This is a genomic window from Peribacillus sp. B65 (assembly GCF_058513295.1).
This window is the reverse complement of record NZ_CP195840.1, coordinates 5,397,007-5,419,952: the sequence shown is the minus strand read 5'-3', so window position 1 is coordinate 5,419,952 and position 22,946 is coordinate 5,397,007. Positions and strand designations below refer to the sequence as shown.

Sequence of the window (22,946 nt, the reverse complement as noted above, 5' to 3'; positions counted from 1 at the left end):
ATCTTCAATATCTCCATCTGGCACAAGACTAACATACCTATCATACTCTGGATTTTCAATAGATAATGGTCGTGGACGCACAAGAATCCTCCTCATCGGAATAGTTAATTATGGTTCTAGGCTAATATTCGACTATCAGGAAGATATTTCCTCTATTTGATATTTAATTTCATTACCTTAAAATAATTGCAAATTAAACAACTTTATTATCTCTGTACAACTGATTTATGCAGTTAACATAATATAGATAATAATGGATTAATTCACTTTTTATTCCACTAATCTGCCCCTTTAGTTCCAAAGAAAAAGGTTGCCGCAGCAACCCTTTGTTAAACTATCCGGATCAGTCGAAGAATGGTTAATTTAAAACTTAATGTCTAATAATTCATACATTTCAAGAAGAACATCAAAATGTTTTTCTTTTGATAAATACATCATTTTCTGCCCTGCTTGGTTCTTGAAATAATATTTATATCAACAATTGTAATGAAGCAATGATTTTAATAGTATATTAGGTAACTCTTTTTTAAAAGTCCTTTGACTTACCTTTCTTTTGTTTGGAAAGGGCAGATAGAATGGACTGTTCGCCCTCTACTTGATTTCCTAAAAATTTCTTAGTAAGACTTAACTTAAGAACAATTTTGTAAACGATCGTGGCTGAAATGATACTGATGATAGCTCCGACAAGAACATCTGCTGGATAATGGACACCTACCCAAATTCGCGAAATACCTACAAAGACAGCCAAAATTCCCCATAAAAACCCCCAACCCTTTTTGAACAACCAGAAGGTTATACAAAATGAAAAAAATATAATCGTATGGTCACTTGGAAAGGAATTATTGACTGCTTTTTCAACTAACTTATTAACGTTGGGCAACTCAGCAAATGGTTGATAATTCGAGTGGAACTGCCCTGCTATTTTGGCCAATATTTCCGAGATAACTAGTGTAATAAATGCACAGATTACCATGATTCTATTTTTATTTCTTCGAGAAAACAAAAACATCAGGACTGCCAATACTAAGATAAAAATCATGTATTCAGCTATGAATACAAAAAATGGATTTAAATCGGGGTATTGTTTACCTAGATCATTAATCATTCTAAACAATTTACTATTCATTTCGGACAAAGCCATTGAAAAATTCCTCCTGATTGTTTTTTCACTTTAACCTTTATTAAGATCCATTATGTAAATAAGATGAACTTCAATTAAACCTATATTTTACATCTTTCAGACAGAAAGTCCATCATCAACTTTCAGAATGAATGTATTTCAATCCTCAAATACAAATATGGTTCATCTTGTAGATAAAAAAATCGTTCATTCCCATTTGTCTGATGACAACAGAACCCCTTATTCGATAAGGGGGCTTTGATTAGCGTTTCTTTTCCTTTCACTTCTAAAGAATGTACATACAAATGTTATTGACTTTCTTTTGGGAGTTAAGCTGTAGCCGACAGTTGAGATAAGGGTTTTGTAAATGATAACTTTGACAACAGTAATGACGTTAAAACAGAAATGCTACGATTAGCTGCCTATTTTTCTAATAGAGTAATAATTGGAATAAGCTCAGTAATATGATAAATAACAAGTAGTGAAGTATTAAATTTGTTTGTAACCCAACGGTTATTAGTCTTATCGCCATACATTAAAAAGGGAGATGAACAAATGAATACTACCAAAAAGAGCGCAATAATTGTAGGGGTTCTGTTCATACTTGCAGCAGTTACAGCAATATTAGGTCTAATTTTATACAAGCCTATCCTAAATGGTCCGGATTATCTGATTAATGGGTCTGACCATGCCAACCTGGTGACACTTGGAGCGCTTATGGAATTAATTCTTGTCGCTTCAGCGATTGGTACTGCAACTACAATGTTTCCAATTTTAAGAAGGTATAATGAAACTATAGCTCTTTGGCATGTTTGCTTCAGGTTTCTTGAAGCGATTGTCATCACTATTGGTGTAATCAGCGTACTATCCCTGTTGACCTTAAGCCGAGAATTTGTAGCAGCAGGTGCCCCGGATACCGTATCTTTTCAAACTTCAGGTATAGTATTAAAAGCAGTACATGACTGGACATTTATGCTTGGTCCCCTCTTCCTGCTGGGTATAAACACGATGATGTACAGTTATATATTTTATAAAACCAAGCTCGTACCCAGGTTTATCCCGGTCTTAGGTATGACCGGGGCAACCCTTGTTTTTATTTGTGCCCTGTTAGTAATGTTCGGTGTAATTCAACAAATTTCTGTTTGGGGTGCTATTTTGGCACTGCCAGTAGCAGCTAATGAAATGATTTTAGCAGTTTGGCTCATCGTTAAAGGGTTCAATGAATCTGCGTATGCTTCCATGTCTGCATACAAGAAAACGAACGAGAGCTGATGGCAACCACCATTTAATCATCTGAACTTAAAGGAGAGTCGTTTCTTACCTTTAGAGTTAATGCTAATTAAATAAAAGACGTTTGGAAGAATTTCCAAACGTCTTTTTACCTAATATTTACATAATCTGCCCCATTAGTTGCAAAACAAAAAGGCTGCTGCAAACTTCCTTATTACCGTGTCTAACATTTTTCTAATGACATATTAACGGCATCAATGGCATGTATTACAGCCGTATTAAATAATGGCACTTCTGAATCCTCTGGTTTTATTAGTAATCCAATTTCTGTGCAGCCTAGTATTATTCCTTCCGCTCCATCATCAATTAACCCCTTGATTACCTTTTTGTAATAATCCCTTGATGAGTGTTGAATTTCCCCTAAACATAATTCTTCATAAATTACTTTATTGATGACTTTTATATCCTCATCGTTTGGTATCAAAACCTTGATACCATTAGACTTAATTCGTGTTTTATAAAAGTCTTGCTCCATCGTATATTTAGTGCCAAGTAAACCAACCGTACTGATTTTGGACATTTGAATTTGTTTTGCCGTTGAATCAGCAATGTGTAAAATCGGTAAACTGACTTTTTCTTCAATATATTCAATCACTTTATGCATCGTATTTGTACAAATTACAATCATTTCTGCTCCTGCCTTTTCCAAAGACAGAGCCACATCGCCTAATAATTTACCGGAGCTTTCCCAATCCCCTTCAGCTTGGCAGCGTTCGATTTCCTCAAAGTCCACGCTATATAAAATGCACTTGGCTGAATGCAATCCTCCCAATTTGGCTTTTACTTCTTCGTTAATGATTCGATAATATTCTAACGATGACTCCCAGCTCATGCCGCCAATAAGGCCAATAGTTTTCATGAACATTCCCCTTTTCATCTGAAGATAGCTTACTTATCAGTCGAAAAACTCCATATGTGCTTTCTCTTGTTTGTAGTAATCTATTCTATTTTGTAAAGTACCTGTATGAAACTCAAACTTATGACCATCAGGATCAGTGAAATAAATGGATTTCTTATCTTTTTCATCTCTTGGACGACCTGACAGGATATTTACATTCAATAGCTTTAGTTTCTCGTACATGTTCATAAAGTCAGCTTCTTCTATGGAAAAAGCGATATGGGTGTATGATTGGCTTATTTCATTACGGGGAATATCTTTTTCTGCATTCAGGGCAAGCCACATTCCATTCAAATCAAAATAGGCAGTGTTTCTCCCCTTAACTAATAATTTCGCATCAAAAACCTTTTGATAAAATTCTATGGAACTCTCTAAATCAGAAACTGAAAATAAAAAGTGATTCAAACCTTTTATAGACACATAACCACCTCATATTAAGATTGCCTTTTATTCGCCATTAGACGCTTATAGAGAGGATACCCGAACATGTAATACCCGGAAAATGACAGCAGGATTAAGGATAAACCGGTCATTGTGAGGATACTGTATCTATACCAATCGCCAAAGAAGGATCCATCATGCAAAGTAATCAGGAAAGTCGAGTAATCTGGATTAGTGGATAACACTTTTCCTGTACTTACATCTATTTGAACACCTTGTCCGTTATTAAAGCGAACCTGGTACACATTTGCACTTGGTCTATATTCAATTCTAAATATATCTTCAACCGAGTCCGCACCTGGAAGATCCTGAGACGTAGCAATGGACACGACCTTCTCCATAGGTATCGCTTGAGCTGGACTCGCCTCTTTCCCCGTCCTTAACTCATCAGCCACTCCGAGTGGTATCATATAAACAAGTACTAGGCCTGTGACTGCGATGAACATAAAAAAAACAGATAAAACCAAACCAGTCCATTTATGTATTTTTCGGCTTAATTGATACAGCTTTACAGATTTCGACAAATCCATCACCCCTTGACTACTTTTCAAAATAAAATTTTCTTCATAACCACCCTATCTTCATTTACAACATAATCATTTTTCAGATAAAATGCTTCTGCAAGACCGTCATTAGCCGTTAATAAATATAGACTTTTAATCTCTCTCTTCTGCAGTTCAGCTTCTAAAGAACGAAGCATTTTTGAGCCATGCCCTTTGCCTTGCATTTCATTATTCACACAAAGCTCTGCCAAATAATAAGTTAAACCTTGATAAGACACCTTACTATTTCCAGCAATGAAACCAACTGGATTGTGATCAATATGAAATAAAAAGCCAAGAAATTTAGGCGTATGCAATAAGTCGGAAAGTCTCTCTTTAGCCGTTTCATATGTCCACCTTTCATTCCATGGTTCACGATTAAAAACGTTCATGTAGAGATCGATACATAGCTCCAAATTTTCCGACGTCAGCGGTACCATTTCTGTCATTTTCACGCTTCCCTTCTATTTTCATTAAAATTTTGTATATTAATCCAAATTATATCTTATCCTTGTTTAACTAACCTGTCCCTATAGGACCATAAAAGAAGAGCTGCCTAAGAAGCAGAAAATCACAAAAAAAACCAGTCAATCATGAAGGGGGCATACAATGCGCAGATTAGATAATTTATGAGGTTCTAAAGAGAAATATTACAAAAAGCAGGTATTGCAAGGCATTCTAGGCAGCATTAAGAATGAATAAAAAACGCTTTTGCTGACAGTCCTGCCTTAGTGGATTCTATAAAAAAGGTCAACCGGATTTTTACTGGTCGACCTTAGTTCATTAAGAATAATTTGATAACTGTTTCATGAATAAAACTCTATTTTGTTTATGTCCGTCATAGTCAGAGTGGACTGAAACACCATCAATGAATGTATCTCCCTCTTCCATTTCAAATCCCATCTTAGTATGATAGGCGATTGAAGATTTGTTGACCGGAGACGTTACACAACGGACAACATTGCGGCCATTTTGATAAACGACATCGAAAAATTGATTATATAACTGTCTGCCGATATCATTTTTTCTGTATTCGGGATGCACTCCGACAAAGTGAATATAAGCCTCATCAGGTTGAGATTGAGATAGAATCCCTATTAGGAAACCGACTATTTCCCCTTCCTTTTCGGCTATGAAACTTGTATTTGTAAAATGATCAAAGAATAATTTCGGTAGCATATCAGACATTTGCCTTCCGCCCCACCATTCATTGATTAGCGGAGATATGGCATAGTAATCTGACCCTTTCACTGAACGAATTTCCATCCTTCTCCTCCTTTAATGATTAAGACCTTTTTCAAGAAATTCATTCAATAATTAACATACCCCGTTAGTTCATTAACTTTTCATACGATAAAATTACAATTCCACATATTATTGAAACTCCTAAAAATGATAAAACATAAGAATGAGGGGGCGTAACACTCACAAACTCTACCTCGTTTTGAAGGTTTTCTACTTTCCCCCATGCATTCTCAAGATCCGGTTTATAGTTTTTTGTTTTTATATAACCGACTAACATCATAATGACTACATAGATTATATGAATGGAAATTGAACCTATAATTGCTTGAAGAACCACTTTCATATTGCCCCTCCTTTTTACTCATTTTACCATATTATTGCATCAAAAAAGGAGCTGCTGATCAGCTCCTGGTAATGAAGTAAACACCTGTTAGTTCATAAAGAAAAACGATTCTTATTAAAGAATCGCCCTTTAGTGAAAGATTGATTAACCCACGATTCATGGCTTAACTTCCTCAAAATCTTGAATTTGTACAGTATCGATATGACTGTCAATGTGTCAATGCATTATAAATCGAATAATCTACTTCACCTGAGATATTTTCCATCCCATTTACACACAACTCCATAGCCATTAAATTCTCAACAGAAGGTGGAGGATTTTTCTTGGACGCATAGATTCCGAATTCAGTTGAAGTTCTAAATCCAAAGCGTTGATAGTATCGATCATCTCCTTCAACAATAATTCCCTTAAACCCCATTTTAGCAGCTAATCTAATACCTTCCTGCAACATATACGTACCAATACCCTGACGTTGTTTATTAATTGCCACCGAAACTGGTGATAACATCAATATTTCATTTTCATACCCATCGCTAATTGGAAGTTTTGAAAGGATAAAGTGACCTATAATCACCCCTTCTTCCTCAACAACTACATCAAGCTCTGGAATATAATAGTGTTTTTCCCGGATCTCTCTCACCAAAGCTTTTTCAGCTAATCCATTTGAATAAGCGGTATTTTTGAATATCTCAAATACAAAGTCTTCAATAAAACTATATTCCTCTTTTTCTACTGGTCTTATCTCCATTAATACACCTCCACTATACAGCTACCTCTTTGTTCTAAGATTCTACAATCATTCCAGAATTCCTTTATCAATTATCTGGCCTAATTGTTGAATAAAGGTCAAAGAGCACTCTTCAACTATGTTGCCAATGCAACTCCCTTATAGCACCTGTTCAAATTATAAAGTCAGTATACTATATTACAAATTTTATTCTATTAAACAATAATGTGTGTAACTGTTAATTTTATAGTAGATACAGTATCATTGATTTTACAAACAAAGACTAAATATTCTTACTTTTCATTATGCATTAATGAAACATTCCCCATAAAAATAAATAGGAGTGACTAAAGTGAAAGCACAAATTATTCAATCTTTTGGTGATCCATCGGTATTTCAGCTTGAAGAGATTTCAAAACCCGAACTAAAACCTGGACATGTACTTATTCAAGTCAGGGCTTCAAGTGTAAATCCTATTGATACGAAAGTCCGTGCTGGTGCAGTTCCAGCCGTTTCCCCCGAGTTCCCAGCCGTTTTACATGGTGATGTCGCAGGTTTGGTATCTGCAGTGGGTGAAGGAGTGACTGAGTTTAAAGTTGGCGATGAAGTGTTTGGATGCGCGGGTGGTTTTAAAGGGACTGGCGGTGCACTTGCAGAGTTCATGCTTGCAGATGCTGATTTACTTGCTCACAAGCCGAAAAACTTGACGATGGAAGAAGCCGCTGCTTTACCACTAGTTTCCATTACAGCATGGGAAGCTTTATTTAATCGGGCAAATCTTGTCCCTGGACAAAATATACTGATCCATGCAGCCACCGGGGGTGTAGGACACATTGCCATTCAGCTAGCCAAATGGGGAGGCGGAACAGTCTATACAACTGCCTCTTCGCAAGAGAAACTGGAGATTGGCACGCGTCTTGGTGCAGATGTAACTATTAATTATCGAGAAGAAAGCGTTCACGATTATGTACAAAAATATACAGACGGAAAAGGTTTTGACGTTGTTTTTGACACGGTAGGCGGAGAAAACCTTGATCGCTCTTTTGAGGCAGCCGCGGTACATGGAACAGTAGCAGCCATTGCTGCCCGTTCCACTCATGACCTCTCCCCCGTGCATTCAAAAGGGCTCTCCCTACATGTTACCTTTATGTTGTTGAAGATATTAAACAAGGACATGCATAAGCAATATGGAGAAATTTTGAAGCAGGTTGCCAGTGTGGTTGAGGAAGGTAAGCTGCGCCCGCTTGTGGATCCAAACAAGTTTACGTTTGAAGAAGTCTCAAAAGCCCATGAGTACTTGGAGTCAGGCAAGGCGATGGGAAAAATTGTTTTGAGAAATAATTGGTGATTTTATTTTAATGTTCATTCAAAAGCAGAGGTACAGAGAGAATTTCTATAGATCTCTCTGTTTCGTCTGCTTTTATTTTTTATTACCGTAAAACATCCACTAGTTCAACATTCCACTGATCTATACTTCAAGAAAAATTCAATTAGTTCCTAGTTACTAGGATAGATGAAAGCGGGAGACGATCCCATGTAACTGAAATCGTAAAAGAAGATATATTGATATGGTATGAAACTTCAGCTTTAATAGGTACAATCGTTTCGTGGCTCCAAAATGATATGCCATATACACCAACTTTTCTAGCGAAACAATTCTCTTTGCTTCACCATAGGGGGCTAAATGCAGAAAGTTAATAAATCATTTATAAAATGCAACTAAACCTTTGCTCTCTGCATCATGGTTACTAACTCTTGTATATCTATTAGAGTACGTAAAAAATGGGTAAAAAAATCCCAGAAGATTTTCCAAAATTAACTGGCTTATTTTTAGTGGGTTTTGGTATAAAAACCGTAATTTATATTAATTTTTCTAACAAACCTAAAATGTGTTTACGTTCAGAAAACTGAACGGTTTTTTTCTTTATTTTCATCATTTTTTTCTCCCTTGCAACAAACTTTCTTCTTCAACTAACCTGCCCCGATGCATAAGAAAAAGCTGCCTTAAAGGCAGCTCTGATCTTTGTTAACTTATTAGGAATTCCAGCAAATCTTACTGGACACCATTACATAACCGACCGATATTCTCGACTTCAACAACGACTTCATCCCCCGACTTGATCGTGCAGCTGCCAGATGGTGAACCCGTAGCCAAAATGTCACCGGGCTCCAGTGTCATTACCTGTGAAAGCCAACTGATTAGAAAAGGAATGCTTAGTGACATTTCATTGGTATTTCCGTCTTGGACAACACGGCCGTTTAAAGTGGTCACAATCCTTAAATTTGTAGGATCCACCCCGGTAACGATGCACGGTCCCAAAGGTCCGAATGTATCAAATCCTTTGCCCCGCGTAAACTGCGGATCTTTTTTTGTTAGATCTCTTGCTGTGACATCATTAAATATCGTGCAACCAAATACATAATCAAGCGCATCTTCTTCTTTGATGTTTTTTCCGCGCTTTCCAATGACAAGGGCCACTTCCCCTTCAAGTTCCACTTGGTTGGATAGCTCGTTTGGAGGAAGGATAATATTCTCCTTGTCTGCAATAAGCGAAGATAATGGCTTTAAAAATAAAAATGGTTCAACAAGGTTTGCCTCTCCACCTGTTTCCTTCGCATGACCAGCATATGTCCAGCCGAAATTAACCACTTTCGATGGTTTTACAGGTTCCAAGATTTTCACGTCACTATATTTCAGCTCGACCCCGTCATACTTTATTTCCTTGTTGACAAGTTCAGCAAAACTGCTAGACAGTTGTAATATCATGTCATCCTCAACAATACCGTAATGTATTTTGCCCTGTTGATTCTGATAGCGAACTATTTTTTGTGTTTTTTGTAGCACATGCATTATGAATAAACTCCTTTGATGATTAAGATTACCACAGATCATATAAAATCCGGTTCTCCTATACTATAACATGCCTGTTCTTTTACGTGAAAAAAGAGCTCTCGTCGCGACTCACTCTTCAACTAAACCGACCTTTAGTTAATTAAGCTTAAGTTATTTAACTATTTATTTTATGGAACCTACAATTTATATGTAATTTTATCTGTGTATTGCCTTAGGCCATAAATATTCCGATTGATAGACCTAGTATACATTCCCCATGAAATGTTCACTTAATTTTATACATACCTAAAACCAAGCACAAATCAAAGTCTTGGTGCTTATTGATTATCTCAAAATATCAAAACTTTTGTACTGGTAATTCGTCCCTTATTCAGCTAGCCTGCCTCCGTAGTGCCATAAGAAAAAGGCTGCCTGAGCAACCTTCCTACCTGTTAGATTAAGTGGATAACTTCACATTTAACCCTGATATAGGAGCAAAAAAGTATGTATTGCAGCTTTTATGTATCTGTACTTATTTCCTCCCATTCTTGATCCATATAATTCACTACCCAATTAAGAGTGTAGTGCCTTTCATATACAACGCCTTCATCTAGAGATGATGCAACTTCCAAATGATTTATTTGGGCTTCTCGTACCGCCCAATGTGCCCTATATATAAAATCAAGACTATCTAATATATCACTGGTTGGTTTTAAAGTGGATTCACCAAGCAGCTCTTGTTTAGAATGAAGAGAAAAAACCTTCTCAAAAACATATTCAGCATTGCACGTATCGGCTGGGACATCTATATCGGATATTAGATTTACAGACCAAAGCAGAAGCCAAATACATTCTAACTTCCAAGAGTATTGGATCAGCTCGTTCTGATTAGGTTGTTTTTTCTTTAAAAAATTTTGTTCCTCTTCTGTGAATAATTCATTAGCATTATACCTTTCAATAAATTCCTCAATTTTTTCTGGCGGAGCCTCCATGGCTTTTGCTGAGACTATTGCTAATGAAATAATTCTGTTTATAATTTCTTCCTTTGTTCTAAGGGAAACTTCTTCTTCATTTTCCGTTAAGGGTAAATGTTTATTTATTGGTACCTTTAGGGTCTTTAATATTTTTTCGGATTGTTTTTTTCTCTTTTTCGAACTTTTCATTCCGCACCTCACTATTAGCTGATCCCGCTTCTTTAAAATTATTATTAGAAAAAATTTCCGCAAACCGTCTTTTATTGTAACATGCTACTCAACTTTCCTGGGTATTTAGTTGCACAAAGAAAAAGCTTCAGCTCCGATCTTCCGTTAAAGCACCCGGTAGTTCCAGAAGGATTATTCGTCTAAACTCCCCTTTAGTGAAATCCACTTTTATTTCTCAAAATAAAAATAGTGCCAACTTCTCTTTAATAGAAATTAGCACTTCGGTTTATTCACTATATGTTATCGTGCCGCTTTAGGCGGTTGGCACACATCACATTTACGTTGGTTATTATTTTTGAATTTCTTGAATGTTTTTTCAAAGTTGCTGCCACATGTACATTTAAATAGTAACTTTTGAGAAAAACCGTGATATTCCGTCGTCAGCAACTTACTTTCCGAATTGTTCTCAACAAATTCTTTAATTTTACCAATCGTCCATTGTTTATTCATTCTCTTACACCTCCATATTTTATCGCTATGCGGAGGCTTTTCTGGCATCCGTTCAGAAACAGTAATTATCGTAAGCTATTCATTATAACATGAGCTAGCACTCAATTAAACAGATGGATATATCTTAATCTGCCCCGAAGTTGCAAAAAGGAAAAGCTGCCTTAAAGACAGCTCCGATTTTTCAGCTAAAGCACCCGGTAGTTCATTAAGAACCCGTATGGGATAAGTTCAAATTATCCATCCATTGAAAACCATACCCAAGTTGATAACAATGTGAAAAACTATGGATGGATATATACTATCGCTCTTTAAAACTACGATTGCATAAAAAAGCCCCCCAAAAGAAAAAAGTAAGCTTATTAATACAGGAATTCCAATTGATATATGTAGTAGCCCGAACCCGATACTGGTTATTACGACAGCATAAAAGGTGGAAACATTTCTTTTTAAACTAGATAACATAATACCTCTCCAAATTACTTCTTCAAGTGTAGCGTTTATGATGGCAAACAATATACCGAAAAGTAATACTGTTTTTAAATCGCTCATTTCTTGACTAAATAATGGTATAAGTAATGTGCTCGATACCATTAGCCCAATAAGTAAAAAATACGGTAATTTAATTGTATGAAACGGCATTGTGATACGCCTGTGCCAATCTGGTAATAGTGTGTAGAAAAATATCTTCTGCTTAGACAACAATAGTGAAATCATTGTTCCAATCATAATGAACATAAGTAAACATCTGTTTATTATGATTTTCATTTCTTTGGATATGTTCCATTCATTGATATAGCTGCTTCCGAGTTGATACACCAATGTACCTAATAAGAAGAAAATGAACAGAGAAACTGATGAACGGTATTTATTAGGTGAGATGTAGAGAATAAACAAGAATATGAGTGGCAATAATCCCCAAACAAACAACCTATATGAAAAAAGAATAATACCTGCGAAAAATAGGATTGCCAAAAATAAGAGAAACATATTTGTCCGTGAGCGATTTATGCTAATCCCCCCTTAAGAAAGCACAATTCAATCGTTTCAGATAAACGTTTGTAATAACTGCTCTTTAGCTGAATAAGTCCCTGTATTTACAATACCATAAAAAGTAAATTACCCCTCATGTTACTTAAAATCAATAAGCATTATGAAAAGAGCTTTGAACAAAGATCAAATGGCACTCCTATAAACTGACCAATAGCTGCATAAGAAAGAGCTGCCTTAAAGACAGCTCCTACCTTCAGCCAACGCACCCTTTTTTCAGTAATTTTACCTAAAAAATCACCTCACCACTAAAACTAGAGGTAAGGTGAGATGAATATCAATAAAATCTTACATAATCCCCTTCTTTAATTTGATTCTTTTCAAACCAGCCAAGATTCACTTCAATTGCATAGTGATAAGAAATTTCTGGATCATAGGTAGGACATATATCTTCTTTACAAGGCTCCATATGTAGTATTTTTAGAATTTCCCCATCTGAATCAAGAAAAGCAATCGATAAAGGAATTAATGTGTTTTTCATCCAAAAGCCACCATATATTTTTACTGGAAACACAAATAACATCCCCTCGTTTTCGGGTAATTTCCCAACAAACATTAAGCCCTTATCTCTTTTTCTTTGAGTATCTGCAACTTGAACGGTTAATCTAGTTTCCCTGTTTCCGCTGAGTATTTTTATCATTTTTGTTTTTATTCTATTTTTCATGTTCACTCACCTTAGGGTAGTTTTATAAGCAGGAAAGAAATTCAAAAGAAGAAAAAATAACTAAGGAAATCCCTTTTACCATCTAATACTTATTCTATGGTTTTAAATTTAATTCTTCGTTTTCAATAAACACTGCAACAATATATATGTAGGTTTGTTCAACAACCTCGTTTATTGCATAAGAAAAAGCTGCCTTAAAGGCAGCTCCAATCTTAGCTAACGCACTTGTTAGCTGAAGAAGTCGATTACTTTTCAGAGTTCTCATCAACAGGTTTTCGTTTATGTTTTTCATTAATTATTTTTTTATTAAATATCTTAACTTCCCCAACCATTAGTAACCTCATATCCTCTACAATATACTTGGCTAACTCTTGGTCAGTAATGTCATCTCCATCAATATCAAGGCGGAATTCCTGCCCTTGAAGCCCACCGCCATTAGTAAACTCTATTTCAAAGTCAAATTGAACTCTTTTATCCATTTGAAGCCCTCCTAAAATATTGATTGATACTGCAATTGCATTGATAAATTAGCCTTTTGGCAAAACAGGTTTTTTAACTCCACAGTTCTCAATAGACATATTCTAGACGAAAAAGACAATTACCTTCTTCAACTAAGCTGCCCCGATAGTGCTATAGAAAAAGGCTGCTTCAACAACCTTCCTTATTGAAAGAAGAAAACTAATAGTATTTGTAACAAGAAATTATTCACTCAACCTCGAGTTAGTTGTAAGCTTATTAAGGGCACAAAATCTATAATGTTTATATGGTCCAGATTAAGCTAATCTGAACCATTAAAAAGCTGCCTTAAGACAAGACAGCTTCGCTCTCAAGCTAACGCACGTTGAATGGCTATTCAAGTAATAACTCGGACTTAAATACGATTACAGCATTTCCCGCGATATTGAAAGCTGTAAATATGTTTTCTAAAGCTAGACCATCAATCACCGCACCAAAACTTATACTACCCTGCGTCATTATAATTTTGTAATCATTATCTTCATTAATCACATCGACTGGTAAAATGCCGGCACCAGTTTTATGATAAATTTTACCTGTATTTAAACTATTTTCAACTGCACGAGCATAGTGGGCAGCAATCGTCGCATGTCCACAGATGGGCACCTCATGAGTTGGCGTAAAAAAACGAATATGTACATCAGATTCGCTATTGTCTGATTTAAATATAAATGCCGTTTCCGAATAGTTAAGCTCTCTAGCAATCCTTTGCATCTCACCCGAAGATAGACCTTCTGCATTTGTAATTACGCCAGCAGGATTACCCGATAACTTTTCTTTCGTAAATGAATCAATTTGATATAATCGGTACTTTCTTGCAATGTCCTTTCCCACCTTTAATATAGTGAATTTCCGGTCCTTTATACTATCTATAATTCTTATTATATTAAATATTACCCCGTTAGCTCCACAAGAAAAAGAGTGATCGTCACAGCTCTTAAAGAACTAACGCACCCATAAGTGAAATAAGAACCCTTTCAAAAATAATAAAAGACTACCCAATTATGAGTAGTCTTTTATTATTTTTGTATGTGTTTATGCGAAATGGGAATTAATTGTATCTTCAACTTTCTTTAACATACCTTTATATGCTTCTTCATCAAGGTATCCAATACTTCCGAACAGTAAATGGTCCACAGGTTCAATTCCAGTAAAATCCCATATTCCAATATCAGAAGTTACTTTCAAACCTGCTGTCATACCGATTTCATCGTAAAGCTCATTAGGAGTACCATGTGTATTGATGATAAAACCTTTTTTACCTTCTAATAACTTAATTTCACCTTCTGGTCCAGCAGAATAAGCAAACCCAAATGCAAATACTCGGTCTACATATCCTTTAAGAATAGCTGGAAGACCTGTCCACCAAATAGGGTAAATAAATGTTATTACGTCTGCTTCAGCAATAAATTCTTGTTCAATTTTAATATCATCAGGAGTTTTTCCTACTTTCATAGCTGCTGTATCTTCTGGTTTAAGTACAGGTTGAAAATCAAGTGCATATAAATCACGGACAACAACTTCGTGACCATTTTTCTTTAATGTATTGACTGTTGTTCCCAAGATAGAATGATTTAAGCTTTCAGGGTTTGGATGTGCATAAACAACAAGATGTTTCATTTAAAATAACCTCCAAATATTTAATAACCTTTTATTTGATTACTAATCGTAATCTAATATTATAGTGTTAGGCGTTTTTTTAAAAGTAGTCACTTTTTTATAACATAGTCACAAAAATAGTACCATCAAGAAAGAGAGGTATTGGAAGTAGGTTCGGTGAACCTCCAGAGGACCAAATAGAGGTTTGTCCAGTTACAGAAACTCAAGACATAATTGCAGGAAAATGGAAAATAATTATCTTATGGCATTTAAGCAGACAGACAAGAAGATTTAATGAACTACAAAGGCTTTTACCTGATATTTCAAAAGGAATACTGACACGTCAGTTGAGAGAATTGGAAGAAGACCAAATGGTTCACAGAGAAGTATATAAAGAAGTTCCTCCAAAGGTAGAATATTCGCTAACATCTTTAGGGAAAAGTTTTATTCCTATACTAGAGAGTATGGGCGAGTGGGGGAAAAAATATAAGGAATTAAGAAAAAGCTAAAGCCTATACTGATCTTTAGCTTTTTCTTTTTAATTATGTTTGCATGGTTTATCTTAAACTAACCTGCCCCGTTAGTTCTATTAGCAACCTCGATAAGTTAAAAAAACAAACACTTTCTACCTAAGGAAAGGTTTGTTAGATAAGACTGATTATTTCAATTTAAGTATTATTTTTCCCTTTGCTCTTCCTGTCTCTGCGTACTCCAATGCTTTTTGGGCATCTTCGAAAATAAAAACTTTATCGAGTATAGGCTTAATTACTTCTGACTCTAACATTTCTGTTAAAATTTTCAACTGCTCTCCACTATGCTTCATAAAAAGAAACGTGTATTGGACATTATGTTTTTTTTCTAGCTTCGTAAGTTTATAACTTGCAATGGAAAATAAGGTTTGTTTTAATGAGCTAAATCCGTTTTCTTTAGCAAAGCGACCATTCGGGATTCCAGATATCGAAACAATCTTTCCTCCTTTTTTTAATGTTACAAATGATTTCTCTAACGTCGCCCCCCCAATGGTATCAAGAACTGCGTTGTAGTCACGAATAGAATGTTCGAACTTTTCTGTCTTGTAATTAATAACTTCGTCAGCGCCAAGAGATTTTACCAAATCACTACCATCACTAGCTGTAGTTGCGACAAAAGCACCCATATGTTTTGCAAGTTGGATAGCAAATGTTCCTACTCCCCCTGATCCTGCATGTATTAATATTTTATGTCCTTTTTCAATTCGCAGAATATCATGTAAAGCTTGGTAGGATGTCAATCCGACTAGAGGGATGGAGGCGGCTTCTTCAAAACTTAAATTTTTAGGTTTTAATGCAATATCTTCTTGGTTGACAGAGATATATTCAGTAAAAGTTCCCATTTTATTTGCTCTAGGTCGACCATATACCTCATCACCGACTTTAAACTTCGTGACACTAGTACCTACTTCGACAATTTTTCCAGAAAAATCGTTTCCTAAAATTAACGGCATCTTGTATTTCATTATTAATTTTAATTCACCTTTTCGAATTTTTGTATCAAGAGGATTTATACTTGCCGCATATATCTCAACTAAGACCTCGTCATTATTTATTTTGGGCATAGGGAAGTCTAAAAAATTTGGATTTTTACCGTAGGTTTCAATTGCTAAAGCTTTCATTACAATCCTCCACATTTTTATTTAACGCACATGTATCTTTTCATAACGAACCTAAGAAAAAAGATTATGAATATCCCTAGATGGGATATTCATATTAAATAAATTATTTTAAGAAAGGATAATCTGTATAACCTTCTTTTCCTCCTGCATAGAGCGTGTTTTTATCAGGTTCGTTTAGGGGAGCCCCTGATTGAATCCGTTCTACAAAGTCTGGATTAGCTAGTACCCAAGTGCCTACTGTGACTACATCTGCAAGATTATTATTAACATCAGACGAAAGTTGATCTAGAGGACGACCTGGACGGTTAACAAGAAGTGATTGATCCCAAAGTTGACGCACATCTTTTAGGAATTGCTCGTTTCCAAAGTGCATTAAATGCAGATATGCAAGGTTAAGCTTATTTAATTCACTTATTAAATAACGATACATCTCAAGGCTATTTTCCCCCTCATCAATGCCTTGCAGTGTTCCTTGAGGAGAAAAACGGATGCCTGTTCTTTCTGCTCCTATTTCATCAACAACTGCTTTAGCTACTTCAATAGCGAATCGAGAACGACCCTCAATCGTACCACCGTATGCATCTTGACGATGATTGGAGTTTTCGCTAAGGAATTGTTGGATAAGATAACCATTCGCTCCGTGAATTTCAACTCCGTCTGCACCAGCTTCAATTGCTGAACGTGCTGCTAAACGAAACTCATTGATAACATCTTTTATCTCAAGCTCACTCAATTCTCTTGGTGTTGGAATATCTTTCATTCCTTCTGCCGTGAAAATTTCTACACCAGGTGCAATAGCTGACGGTGCAACTGCTTGGCGGTGGTGAGGTGTGTTATCAGGGTGTGATACACGTCCCACATGCATAAGCTGAACAAAAATATGACCGCCTTCACTATGAACTTTAGAAGTTACTTTTTTCCACCCTTTAATATGATTTTCTGTATAAATACCAGGTGTATTAGTGTAACCTTGCCCATCATCTGAAGGTTGGGTTCCTTCGCTTATAATTAAACCGACTGAAGCACGCTGACCATAGTACTCTGCTACTAAATCGCTCGGCGTACCATCTGGTAAAGCTCTACTTCTAGTCATCGGAGCCATTCCTATACGATTTTTTAGGTCAATGTTTCCGATACGAACTTTTTCAAATAATCTGCTCATTTGAATACTCCTTTTTGATAAGAATTAGAATCAAGGAATGAATTTACGTGTTCTGCAAATAGTTCTGGAAATTGAAACAGGTGCCCGTGACCAGAATCAGGATATATAATCAGCTGTGCTTTGGGTAATTTCTCTGTTAAGATATAACTGTTTTTAGTCGGTACCATCACATCATTAACACCATTAGTAACAAGTACAGGGTGTTTGATGTTTTGTAACCATTCATAATCATGATTGGATTTTTGTTTAGCCCATTTTGCAATGGCTTGTAATTGAGCCTCTTTTACTTGTTCTGAACTGTTTACTTTTTTCTGATTAAAAATTCTTTGTAGTGAAGCCATTCCTGCAGATTTACTTGTTTCGGTTTGTCCGTAGAAAAAGAACATAAAATCATTTATTCCATCTTCTTCCGTTCCGCCGTGACGATTCATTCTTTCAAAAATCTCTGGATTTGGATTAATACCAGATTCAGGCGAAGTACCTGCCATAATAATTTTTCTTACTAAATCTCCCTCTTGTAAAGCTAGCTCTTGTGCAACCATGCCACCAATGGAAAAACCAAGAATATCAACTTGTTCTAATCCAAGAGTTTTTATAAATGTTGCTGTATCTTTTGCCATATCAGCAATTGTAGTAGGCGTTAGTCCATCGGTCTCACCAACCCCTTTATTGTCAAATAAGATTACTGGGCGTGTATTTGCAATAGGTTCAAGCATGTTTGGATCCCAGTTTTCCATCGTTCCTCTAAAGTGAACAAGAAATACTACTGGTATACCATCTTGTGTACCAAATTTTCTATATGCGTAACGAGTTCCATCTGCTTCAATAAATTCTGATTCTGTTGGTATTTTAAAGTTTGTCATTTTTGTGTTCCTCCTTAGAAATTAAAAAACGATTTTATAAGTATCATTATGATGGTTTGTTTCATGCTAATTTTAGAATGAACGTTCTAAAAAGGGTAAAAAAAGAAAGCTAGTCCAACACTGAAAGTGCTAGAGTGATGATGCCTTCTAATTCTTTTTTATTGTAATTAGTTTTTATTAGTACTCTTATACCTACCAAATTGTTGTGTAAGAAACGAGATGTGATATCAGAATCGATTTCTTTTGATAGCTCTCCACTAGTCTGACCCCGTTTTATAAGGTTATTAAACATATCTTCAGTACGGTTAAACATTTTTGTAACTATGCGTCCAATTTCTTTGTCCAACAAAGATAATTCAATGGCTGCATTTACTGATAGACAACCTTTTGGGTATTGTTCAATGGAATTCAGTACGAAAATAAAAACATCACGTATCGTCTGTTTGATGGATGAAGTGCTACTAATTATGCCTTCCATCTCATTGACGATGAGCTCTTCATAGTGATTAAGGGAAGCTAAAAACAATGAACGCTTGTCACCAAATGTATCATATATACTCCTGCGGTGTATCCCCATATGATCCACCAAATCTTGCATGGATGTTTTTTCATAACCCTGTGCCCAGAAAAGCTCCATTGCTTTTCTTAATACTGCTTTTTCGTCAAACTCTTTACTTCTAGCCATTTTATTTCTCCTTAAAAAAAATCCATGAACCAATACTAACAAAAACAAACGTCATAATCCATTTTAGAATGAACGTTCTAAAATAAACATATGAATTTCAAACCATGATTAAATAATACCCTTTTTAGAACGATTAGTAAAGAATTATAACTACCCAATAATCTCCAACACATTTGCTACATATCACAATGTATCCTTTAACTTTCACCTAGGGGTACCGCCAAGCATTTCTTTATTAGTTTAGTTTCTTCAGGATTGTTTTCTTCCACTGTACAATTAATGGATCAAACTCTTTTACAGGTGCACTCATACCAAATAAACAAGAAACAGCAATTAGAAAAAAACATCTGAGTCCTTACTCAACCAAACTGCCCCTTTAGTTGCATAAAGAAAAAGCTGCCTTAAAGACAGCTCCGATCTTCAGCTAACGCACCCGTTAGTTTAAGTACAATCCTTCACAAACTAACTTTTGAATAAGAAAAAGAGGTGCCGCAGCTACCTTCGTTGTTCAATTCAAGCCCCCTATAGTTTAAATGTGACTATTCACAAATACCCATTTTTATTCATGCCCTACTTACTTATAACGATCGATAATTTATAGTTTGCATACTTGTTTAACTCTAATAAAAATTGATTTAACGCTTCATTACTTGGAAACCTACACTCCAAAAGATAACAGCTATCTCCACTGATTTTATAATTATTGATGACATACCCCTCCTTTGTTCGGATAAATGAGAGATACGGTTGATGGTGGGTACCTTCTATATAGATATTGATAAAGGCATACGTAAAGCACCCTAATTTCGCTTGATTTACTTTAATGCTATATCCCTCAATAACCCCATTGTCCTCTAATTTCTCCACTCTAGCTGCGGCTGCTGGTCCTGTTAAGTGAACTCTCTCCCCTAATTCTTTCATCGTAATCCGGCTATTGCTACATAACTCCTCTATAATTCGCTTATCTGTTTGATCCATCTGAACGTCAACTCCTTTCAATAATAAAGTCAAACGCCTAAAACACTTTAATTTATCTGTGTATTTGAATGCTGCTCATATTATACACTTAACACTGTTAGGAAACACACATGAAAAGAAAGGGAGTTGTAAAGATGAAGATTACACAAATTCGAAATGCAACGATAGTTGTAGAATATGCAAATAAAAAGTTTTTAATTGATCCTATGTTAGCAGAGAAAGGTACGTACCCATCTTTCCCTGGTACGATTAGGCAAGACCAAAACAATCCTTCAGTGAGTTTACCAACCTCTGTTGACGATATTATTAGTGGAGTTGATGCAGTCATTGTGACTCACTTACATTTAGACCATTTTGACGAGGCAGCGCAAAGACTATTACCAAAAGATATTAAAATGTTCGTTCAAAATGAAGAAGATGCAAAGGAAGTCCAAAATACCGGGTTCCAAAATGTAGAGGTATTAACAAAGGACACTGTCTTTGAAGGCATCCAATTAGTTAAAACAAGAGGCGAGCATGGAAGAGGAGAAGAACTATTAAAGCGTATGGGGGAAGTATGTGGCGTTGTCTTTAAACATCCAAGTGAAAAAACATTGTACGTAGCTGGTGATACAGTCTGGTATGAAGGTGTACAGGAAGTATTGGATACCCATAAACCAGATATTATTGTTGTCAATGGCGGAGATAATCAATTGATAGAATATGGTTCTCTCATTATGGGAAAAGAAGACATCTATGAAGTACACAAGGCGGCTCCTAATGCTAAGGTTATTTCTGTTCATATGGAAGCTGTTAACCATTGGACACTATCTAGAGAAGAATTAAAAAACTTTAGTAATGAAAAAGGATTCTCAAGTAATATGTTAGTACCAGAAGATGGTGAATCCTACAAATTTTAATATGAACACCGACAAATAGTGTCACGTTCCTATTTAAAAATAAGAAATAAAAGAAGCTCATAATTATCGAAATTTAATTATGAGCTTTTTCTAATGACGATATGAAATGTTCCAAGGATGACATCCAAACATGAAAAGCTACAAGGATATTTCGTTAGGAGGTAAAGTTCATGACAATGTCAGCAAAAGATACAAATGCCTCAACACACCAGCCTATATGGTTGCAAGAATATATTGATTCACCAGAAAGACAAATACAGCTTTATAAAAAAACATTAAGAATTTTGATTCTTTCACAAATCTTTGGGGGAGCAGGACTTGGAGCCGGTATAACAGTAGGAGCGCTTCTTGCACAAGACATGCTAGGGACTGAAAATGCGGCAGGAATTCCAACTGCCCTATTTACTTTAGGTTCTGCAGGAGCTGCCCTGTTTATAGGCCGGTCTTCGCAACGTTTTGGCCGCAGAGCAGGACTTGCAGGTGGTTTCCTTGCAGGTGGGGTAGGTGCTATTGGTGTTATAATTGCAGCTTTAACCAACAGCATCCCACTTTTATTTATTTCTCTTTTTATTTATGGAGCTGGTACGGCGTCTAATCTACAAGCGCGATATGCAGGGACAGACCTTGCAACAGATAAACAAAGGGCAACTGCTGCAAGCATGGCCATGGTTTCCACTACCTTGGGTGCTGTAGTTGGTCCTAACTTGGTCAATAGAATGGGAGAATTTGCGGATTCAATTGGTTTTCCAACCTTGGCTGGCCCCTTTATCTTGTCAGCAGCTGCTTTTATTATTGCCGGATTATTTATCTTAATTTTTCTTCGTCCAGACCCTTTGGTTGTGTCTACAGCTATTGCGAATGCTAAGAAAAAAGACTATACCGCAAAGACAGGGACAAATTTAAAGAATGCTACCATAAACAAAAAGGGTGTTGTTGTAGGGGCTGTAATTATGATTTTGACTCAATTTGTCATGGCAGCCATTATGACAATGACACCAATTCATATGGGACATCATGGTCATGGTTTGGGTGAAGTAGGATTAGTTATAGGTTTCCATATAGCAGCTATGTACCTTCCTTCACCATTGACAGGTATACTGGTAGATAAACTTGGCCGTATTACTATGGCTGTTGCTTCTGGTGCTACACTCCTAGCCTCTGGATTGGTGGCAGCTTTTGCACCGGTAGGTTCAATGCCACTGCTTACCCTGGCGTTGGTACTACTAGGTTTGGGCTGGAACTTTGGTTTAATAAGTGGGACTGCTCTCATTATAGATTCAACACACCCATCTGTGCGTGCAAAAACACAAGGATCAGTCGATGTCCTATTTGCACTGTCAGGAGCAGCTGGTGGGGGGGTATCAGGAATGGTAGTCGCTCATTCTAGTTTTGCAGCATTATCACTTGCTGGTGCCATTCTGTCACTAGTGCTTATTCCTGTAGTTGTTTGGTCTCGGAAAAGTCCAAACAAAGAGCTATGATAGAAAAGTTTTTATTAATACTTTATTTCTTGAATAGTTAGACTAATGTAGATATATCCCTATAAAGTAAATTACAATTAATCTAATTAACAAGGCAGCTTTCAGCAAGAAATTGAAAGCTGCCTTTATTCATATAGGAAGGTAACTTATATAAAACAAAACATCTTATGGATAGAAAAAATCTTTATATTAATTTATAAGGGTTTCCAGAATGTTAGTTTACTTTAACCTAATGAGGTTTTATGGAATCTCTTGTTGAACTAACCTGCCCCGATAGTTCCATAAGAAAAAGCTGCCTTAAAGACAGCTA

25 protein-coding genes and 2 pseudogenes are annotated in these 22,946 nt (G+C 36.0%); 6 read left to right on the top strand and 21 right to left on the bottom strand.

Annotated features, from left to right (window positions below):
• Positions 1-526 precede the first annotated feature (526 nt).
• Positions 527-1,141 (bottom strand): undecaprenyl-diphosphatase, encoded by a 615-nt coding sequence (locus ACSR9O_RS26770; protein ID WP_491725377.1) that lies wholly within the window; start codon positions 1,139-1,141, stop codon positions 527-529.
• Positions 1,142-1,675: 534 nt separating this feature from the next.
• Here ACSR9O_RS26770 and ACSR9O_RS26765 point away from each other — a divergent pair.
• Positions 1,676-2,392, top strand: coding sequence for a DUF4386 domain-containing protein (locus ACSR9O_RS26765; RefSeq protein ID WP_491725376.1), 717 nt, complete (start codon positions 1,676-1,678; stop codon positions 2,390-2,392).
• Positions 2,393-2,573: 181 nt separating this feature from the next.
• On the opposite strand, the gene ACSR9O_RS26760 is transcribed toward ACSR9O_RS26765, so the two are convergent.
• From ACSR9O_RS26760 to ACSR9O_RS26730, 7 genes are all read right to left on the bottom strand, one after another.
• The gene (locus ACSR9O_RS26760; RefSeq protein WP_491725375.1) at positions 2,574-3,269 is read right to left on the bottom strand and encodes an aspartate/glutamate racemase family protein; all 696 of its coding nucleotides are present in this window, start codon (positions 3,267-3,269) and stop codon (positions 2,574-2,576) included.
• A 36-nt stretch (positions 3,270-3,305) separates the two neighbouring features.
• Positions 3,306-3,728, bottom strand: a complete 423-nt coding sequence (fosM, locus tag ACSR9O_RS26755) for a FosM family fosfomycin resistance protein (RefSeq protein ID WP_101226015.1) — start codon at positions 3,726-3,728, stop codon at positions 3,306-3,308.
• 14 nt (positions 3,729-3,742) lie between these two features.
• Positions 3,743-4,273, bottom strand: coding sequence for a PepSY-associated TM helix domain-containing protein (locus ACSR9O_RS26750; RefSeq protein WP_157831178.1), 531 nt, complete (start codon positions 4,271-4,273; stop codon positions 3,743-3,745).
• Between the two features lie 23 nt (positions 4,274-4,296).
• Positions 4,297-4,740: a GNAT family N-acetyltransferase gene (locus ACSR9O_RS26745; RefSeq protein WP_101226017.1), complete on the bottom strand. Its 444-nt coding sequence runs from the start codon at positions 4,738-4,740 to the stop codon at positions 4,297-4,299.
• 334 nt (positions 4,741-5,074) lie between these two features.
• A complete protein-coding gene (locus tag ACSR9O_RS26740; RefSeq protein ID WP_101226018.1) occupies positions 5,075-5,557 on the bottom strand; it encodes a GNAT family N-acetyltransferase in 483 nt (160 codons plus the stop codon).
• A 64-nt stretch (positions 5,558-5,621) separates the two neighbouring features.
• Positions 5,622-5,879: a hypothetical protein gene (locus ACSR9O_RS26735; RefSeq protein WP_101226019.1), complete on the bottom strand. Its 258-nt coding sequence runs from the start codon at positions 5,877-5,879 to the stop codon at positions 5,622-5,624.
• A gap of 208 nt (positions 5,880-6,087) precedes the next feature.
• Positions 6,088-6,627, bottom strand: coding sequence for a GNAT family N-acetyltransferase (locus ACSR9O_RS26730; RefSeq protein WP_491725374.1), 540 nt, complete (start codon positions 6,625-6,627; stop codon positions 6,088-6,090).
• 331 nt (positions 6,628-6,958) lie between these two features.
• On the opposite strand from ACSR9O_RS26730, the gene ACSR9O_RS26725 reads away from it, so the two are divergent.
• Positions 6,959-7,954 (top strand): zinc-dependent alcohol dehydrogenase family protein, encoded by a 996-nt coding sequence (locus ACSR9O_RS26725; RefSeq protein ID WP_491725373.1) that lies wholly within the window; start codon positions 6,959-6,961, stop codon positions 7,952-7,954.
• 161 nt (positions 7,955-8,115) lie between these two features.
• Positions 8,116-8,304, top strand: a pseudogene (locus tag ACSR9O_RS26720) (TetR-like C-terminal domain-containing protein); the annotation flags it as partial.
• A 355-nt stretch (positions 8,305-8,659) separates the two neighbouring features.
• Here the strand turns inward: ACSR9O_RS26720 and ACSR9O_RS26715 are convergent.
• The 8 genes and pseudogenes from ACSR9O_RS26715 to ACSR9O_RS26680 form a co-directional block, all read right to left on the bottom strand.
• On the bottom strand, positions 8,660-9,457 hold the full coding sequence (locus ACSR9O_RS26715) for a fumarylacetoacetate hydrolase family protein (protein ID WP_101226022.1): 798 nt from the start codon (positions 9,455-9,457) through the stop codon (positions 8,660-8,662).
• A gap of 500 nt (positions 9,458-9,957) precedes the next feature.
• Entirely contained in the window at positions 9,958-10,602 is a 645-nt protein-coding gene (locus ACSR9O_RS26710; protein WP_491725372.1) for a DUF4272 domain-containing protein, read from the bottom strand.
• A gap of 279 nt (positions 10,603-10,881) precedes the next feature.
• Positions 10,882-11,091 (bottom strand): hypothetical protein, encoded by a 210-nt coding sequence (locus ACSR9O_RS26705; RefSeq protein ID WP_063235826.1) that lies wholly within the window; start codon positions 11,089-11,091, stop codon positions 10,882-10,884.
• A gap of 228 nt (positions 11,092-11,319) precedes the next feature.
• Positions 11,320-11,640, bottom strand: coding sequence for a CPBP family intramembrane glutamic endopeptidase (locus tag ACSR9O_RS26700; RefSeq protein WP_230178621.1), 321 nt, complete (start codon positions 11,638-11,640; stop codon positions 11,320-11,322).
• 775 nt (positions 11,641-12,415) lie between these two features.
• Positions 12,416-12,802 carry a DUF192 domain-containing protein gene (locus ACSR9O_RS26695; RefSeq protein ID WP_101226024.1) on the bottom strand — a complete coding sequence of 129 codons (387 nt, stop codon included), beginning with the start codon at positions 12,800-12,802 and terminating at the stop codon, positions 12,416-12,418.
• A 245-nt stretch (positions 12,803-13,047) separates the two neighbouring features.
• Entirely contained in the window at positions 13,048-13,281 is a 234-nt protein-coding gene (locus ACSR9O_RS26690; RefSeq protein WP_101226025.1) for a cyclase, read from the bottom strand.
• Positions 13,282-13,681: 400 nt separating this feature from the next.
• Positions 13,682-14,140, bottom strand: a pseudogene (locus ACSR9O_RS26685) (PhzF family phenazine biosynthesis isomerase); the annotation flags it as partial.
• A gap of 213 nt (positions 14,141-14,353) precedes the next feature.
• Positions 14,354-14,938, bottom strand: a complete 585-nt coding sequence (locus ACSR9O_RS26680; protein WP_491725371.1) for an NAD(P)H-dependent oxidoreductase — start codon at positions 14,936-14,938, stop codon at positions 14,354-14,356.
• Positions 14,939-15,078: 140 nt separating this feature from the next.
• On the opposite strand from ACSR9O_RS26680, the gene ACSR9O_RS26675 reads away from it, so the two are divergent.
• Positions 15,079-15,426 (top strand): winged helix-turn-helix transcriptional regulator, encoded by a 348-nt coding sequence (locus ACSR9O_RS26675; protein ID WP_491725517.1) that lies wholly within the window; start codon positions 15,079-15,081, stop codon positions 15,424-15,426.
• Positions 15,427-15,575: 149 nt separating this feature from the next.
• Here ACSR9O_RS26675 and ACSR9O_RS26670 read toward each other — a convergent pair whose 3' ends face one another.
• The 5 genes from ACSR9O_RS26670 to ACSR9O_RS26650 all read right to left on the bottom strand — a co-directional run bounded on the left by ACSR9O_RS26670 (position 15,576) and on the right by ACSR9O_RS26650 (position 20,256).
• Positions 15,576-16,568 (bottom strand): NADP-dependent oxidoreductase, encoded by a 993-nt coding sequence (locus ACSR9O_RS26670; protein WP_491725370.1) that lies wholly within the window; start codon positions 16,566-16,568, stop codon positions 15,576-15,578.
• 103 nt (positions 16,569-16,671) lie between these two features.
• Complete coding sequence (locus ACSR9O_RS26665; protein ID WP_260356670.1) at positions 16,672-17,730, bottom strand: alkene reductase; 1,059 nt, start codon at positions 17,728-17,730, stop codon at positions 16,672-16,674.
• Positions 17,727-18,593 (bottom strand): alpha/beta fold hydrolase, encoded by an 867-nt coding sequence (locus ACSR9O_RS26660; protein WP_491725369.1) that lies wholly within the window; start codon positions 18,591-18,593, stop codon positions 17,727-17,729. The genes ACSR9O_RS26665 and ACSR9O_RS26660 overlap by 4 nt, the downstream gene beginning before the upstream one ends.
• A 109-nt stretch (positions 18,594-18,702) precedes the next feature.
• Positions 18,703-19,278 (bottom strand): TetR/AcrR family transcriptional regulator, encoded by a 576-nt coding sequence (locus tag ACSR9O_RS26655; RefSeq protein ID WP_491725368.1) that lies wholly within the window; start codon positions 19,276-19,278, stop codon positions 18,703-18,705.
• Positions 19,279-19,848: 570 nt separating this feature from the next.
• On the bottom strand, positions 19,849-20,256 hold the full coding sequence (locus ACSR9O_RS26650) for an Lrp/AsnC family transcriptional regulator (protein ID WP_063575111.1): 408 nt from the start codon (positions 20,254-20,256) through the stop codon (positions 19,849-19,851).
• Positions 20,257-20,390: 134 nt separating this feature from the next.
• Between ACSR9O_RS26650 and ACSR9O_RS26645 the strand changes: the two genes are divergently transcribed.
• Both ACSR9O_RS26645 and ACSR9O_RS26640 read left to right on the top strand, forming a co-directional pair.
• Positions 20,391-21,155, top strand: a complete 765-nt coding sequence (locus tag ACSR9O_RS26645; RefSeq protein WP_491725367.1) for an MBL fold metallo-hydrolase — start codon at positions 20,391-20,393, stop codon at positions 21,153-21,155.
• A 170-nt stretch (positions 21,156-21,325) separates the two neighbouring features.
• Positions 21,326-22,636 (top strand): MFS transporter, encoded by a 1,311-nt coding sequence (locus tag ACSR9O_RS26640; RefSeq protein WP_101225736.1) that lies wholly within the window; start codon positions 21,326-21,328, stop codon positions 22,634-22,636.
• Positions 22,637-22,946 lie beyond the last annotated feature (310 nt).

What these genes read in the sequence shown, in the direction of transcription:
- ACSR9O_RS26660 (WP_491725369.1), bottom strand. Translation starts at nt 18,593, where the DNA reads ATGACAAACTTTAAAATACCAACAGAATCAGAATTTATTGAAGCAGAT.
- ACSR9O_RS26710 (WP_491725372.1), bottom strand. Translation starts at nt 10,602, where the DNA reads ATGAAAAGTTCGAAAAAGAGAAAAAAACAATCCGAAAAAATATTAAAG.
- ACSR9O_RS26665 (WP_260356670.1), bottom strand. Translation starts at nt 17,730, where the DNA reads ATGAGCAGATTATTTGAAAAAGTTCGTATCGGAAACATTGACCTAAAA.
- ACSR9O_RS26730 (WP_491725374.1), bottom strand. Translation starts at nt 6,627, where the DNA reads ATGGAGATAAGACCAGTAGAAAAAGAGGAATATAGTTTTATTGAAGAC.
- ACSR9O_RS26655 (WP_491725368.1), bottom strand. Translation starts at nt 19,278, where the DNA reads ATGGCTAGAAGTAAAGAGTTTGACGAAAAAGCAGTATTAAGAAAAGCA.
- ACSR9O_RS26740 (WP_101226018.1), bottom strand. Translation starts at nt 5,557, where the DNA reads ATGGAAATTCGTTCAGTGAAAGGGTCAGATTACTATGCCATATCTCCG.
- ACSR9O_RS26770 (WP_491725377.1), bottom strand. Translation starts at nt 1,141, where the DNA reads ATGGCTTTGTCCGAAATGAATAGTAAATTGTTTAGAATGATTAATGAT.
- ACSR9O_RS26640 (WP_101225736.1), top strand. Translation starts at nt 21,326, where the DNA reads ATGACAATGTCAGCAAAAGATACAAATGCCTCAACACACCAGCCTATA.
- ACSR9O_RS26650 (WP_063575111.1), bottom strand. Translation starts at nt 20,256, where the DNA reads ATGGATCAAACAGATAAGCGAATTATAGAGGAGTTATGTAGCAATAGC.
- ACSR9O_RS26745 (WP_101226017.1), bottom strand. Translation starts at nt 4,740, where the DNA reads ATGACAGAAATGGTACCGCTGACGTCGGAAAATTTGGAGCTATGTATC.
- ACSR9O_RS26760 (WP_491725375.1), bottom strand. Translation starts at nt 3,269, where the DNA reads ATGAAAACTATTGGCCTTATTGGCGGCATGAGCTGGGAGTCATCGTTA.
- ACSR9O_RS26680 (WP_491725371.1), bottom strand. Translation starts at nt 14,938, where the DNA reads ATGAAACATCTTGTTGTTTATGCACATCCAAACCCTGAAAGCTTAAAT.
- ACSR9O_RS26705 (WP_063235826.1), bottom strand. Translation starts at nt 11,091, where the DNA reads ATGAATAAACAATGGACGATTGGTAAAATTAAAGAATTTGTTGAGAAC.
- ACSR9O_RS26695 (WP_101226024.1), bottom strand. Translation starts at nt 12,802, where the DNA reads ATGAAAAATAGAATAAAAACAAAAATGATAAAAATACTCAGCGGAAAC.
- ACSR9O_RS26735 (WP_101226019.1), bottom strand. Translation starts at nt 5,879, where the DNA reads ATGAAAGTGGTTCTTCAAGCAATTATAGGTTCAATTTCCATTCATATA.
- ACSR9O_RS26690 (WP_101226025.1), bottom strand. Translation starts at nt 13,281, where the DNA reads ATGGATAAAAGAGTTCAATTTGACTTTGAAATAGAGTTTACTAATGGC.
- ACSR9O_RS26765 (WP_491725376.1), top strand. Translation starts at nt 1,676, where the DNA reads ATGAATACTACCAAAAAGAGCGCAATAATTGTAGGGGTTCTGTTCATA.
- ACSR9O_RS26645 (WP_491725367.1), top strand. Translation starts at nt 20,391, where the DNA reads ATGAAGATTACACAAATTCGAAATGCAACGATAGTTGTAGAATATGCA.
- ACSR9O_RS26715 (WP_101226022.1), bottom strand. Translation starts at nt 9,457, where the DNA reads ATGCATGTGCTACAAAAAACACAAAAAATAGTTCGCTATCAGAATCAA.
- ACSR9O_RS26670 (WP_491725370.1), bottom strand. Translation starts at nt 16,568, where the DNA reads ATGAAAGCTTTAGCAATTGAAACCTACGGTAAAAATCCAAATTTTTTA.
- ACSR9O_RS26700 (WP_230178621.1), bottom strand. Translation starts at nt 11,640, where the DNA reads ATGAGCGATTTAAAAACAGTATTACTTTTCGGTATATTGTTTGCCATC.